The sequence below is a fragment of the Enterobacter cloacae complex sp. IR5384 genome (genome assembly GCF_049237265.1).
GTDB lineage: Bacteria > Pseudomonadota > Gammaproteobacteria > Enterobacterales > Enterobacteriaceae > Enterobacter > Enterobacter cloacae.
Genome location: NZ_JBMKHJ010000088.1, coordinates 1 through 1967 on the forward strand (window position 1 = coordinate 1; position 1967 = coordinate 1967).

At 51.6% G+C, this 1967-nt stretch carries 2 protein-coding genes and 1 pseudogene; all 3 read right to left on the reverse strand.

What is annotated here, in order from left to right; genetic code table 11:
- Nucleotides 1-112: 112 nt before the first annotated feature.
- Nucleotides 113-951, reverse strand: a pseudogene (locus ACOTX3_RS25905) (AadA family aminoglycoside 3''-O-nucleotidyltransferase).
- A 5-nt stretch (nt 952-956) separates the two neighbouring features.
- Nucleotides 957-1247, reverse strand: a complete 291-nt coding sequence (locus ACOTX3_RS25910) for a DUF1010 domain-containing protein (protein ID WP_001336345.1) — start codon at nt 1245-1247, stop codon at nt 957-959.
- Between the two features lie 111 nt (nt 1248-1358).
- A complete protein-coding gene (gene dfrA12, locus ACOTX3_RS25915) occupies nt 1359-1856 on the reverse strand; it encodes a trimethoprim-resistant dihydrofolate reductase DfrA12 (protein ID WP_001083725.1) in 498 nt (165 codons plus the stop codon).
- Nucleotides 1857-1967 lie beyond the last annotated feature (111 nt).

Here is a 1967-nt window from a genome sequence, read left to right on the forward strand (position 1 = left end):
TATCTCCCAATTTGTGTAGGGCTTATTATGCACGCTTAAAAATAATAAAAGCAGACTTGACCTGATAGTTTGGCTGTGAGCAATTATGTGCTTAGTGCATCTAACGCCGGAGTTAAGCCGCCGCGCGTAGCGCGGTCGGCTTGAACGAATTGTTAGACATCATTTACCAACTGACTTGATGATCTCGCCTTTCACAAAGCGAATAAATTCTTCCAAGTGATCTGCGCGTGAGGCCAAGTGATCTTCTTTTTGTCCCAGATAAGCTTGCTTAGCTTCAAGTAAGACGGGCTGATACTGGGCAGGTAGGCGTTTTATTGCCCAGTCGGCAGCGACATCCTTCGGCGCGATTTTGCCGGTTATTGCGCTGTACCAAATGCGGGACAACGTAAGCACTACATTTCGCTCATCGCCGGCCCAGTCGGGCTGCGAGTTCCATAGCTTCAAGGTTTCCCTCAGCGCCTCGAATAGATCCTGTTCAGGAACCGGGTCAAAGAATTCCTCCGCTGCCGGACCTACCAAGGCAACGCTATGTTCTCTTGCTTTTGTAAGCAGGATAGCTAGATCAATGTCGATCATGGCTGGCTCGAAGATACCCGCAAGAATGTCATTGCGCTGCCATTCTCCAAATTGCAGCTCGCGCTTAGCCGGATAACGCCACGGGATGATGTCGTCATGCACGACAAGGGTGACTTCTATAGCGCGGAGCGTCTCGCTCTCGCCAGGGAAAGCCGAAGCCTCCATAAGATCATTGAGCAATGCTCGCCGCGTCGTTTCATCAAGCTTTACGGCCACAGTAACCAACAAATCAATATCGCTGTATGGCTTCAGGCCGCCATCCACTGCGGAGCCGTACAAATGCACGGCCAGCAACGTTGATTCCAGATGGCGCTCAATGACGCTTAGCACCTCTGATAGTTGGTTCGAAATTTCGATGGTCACCGCTTCCCTCATGATGTCTAACGGGCGAGGTAAGCCGACCGCAGAATGCGGGTCGGCTTGACCGAAATGTTAGAACCAGAAGCCAAAACGGATAACTTGAATTTGGCGACGGGCGCTAACCGTGAAAAAACGCTGCGCCACCGAGGCGGCACAGCACTGCAAAAACGATAGCTGCTTGCGCTTGCTACGCAAGGGCTAGAGGCCAAAAAGACTGAAAACCTGCGCAGCCCATGCAGGCGAAGCCCGGAAAAAAGGCAAAACAGGCACTGAATAACGCCTGAAAAGCTAAATGCCGTTTGAATAAACATGAGCTAAATAAAGCTGGGTTTCAGTGGTGCTAACGTTGGACGTAACGAGAGCCGGAGCGCAGCGGAGGGAACCAAAATGCGCAGCATTTTGGCGTCCCGTTGACGGAATGGTTAGCCGTTTCGACGCGCATAAACGGAGTGGGTGTACGGAATTACAGCTTGAATGGTTTCGGTTGAGACAAGCTCGAATTCTGTTTCGTTGAGCATTGGGAAGAAGGCGTCACCCTCGAAGGTTTGATGTACCTCAGATAGAAACACGCCGTGGGCGTGAGGTAGTGCCAGAGTGTATATCTCAGCTCCGCCCGCGACGTAGAGTTCATTGCCGAGTTCGGATGCCAAAGCGATAGCGTGCGACAGCGTTGAAACAACTACGCAGCCAGTGGCGCGGTAGTTAGCTTGGCGTGAGATTACCAATGTGTGACGGTTCGGTAGAGGCTTGCCGATAGACTCAAAGGTCTTTCGCCCCATGACAACGACTTTTCCCTCAGTGAGTCTGCGAAAAATCTTCTGCTCACCCGGAATTTTCCAGGGGATATTAGGACCATTGCCAATAACCCGATTGGCTCCCATCGCAGCAACGAGATAAATGCGTACTGATTCCGAGTTCATATGGCTAACTTTGTTTTAGGGCGACTGCCCTGCTGCGTAACATCGTTGCTGCTCCATAACATCAAACATCGACCCACGGCGTAACGCGCTTGCTGCTTGGATGCCCGAGGC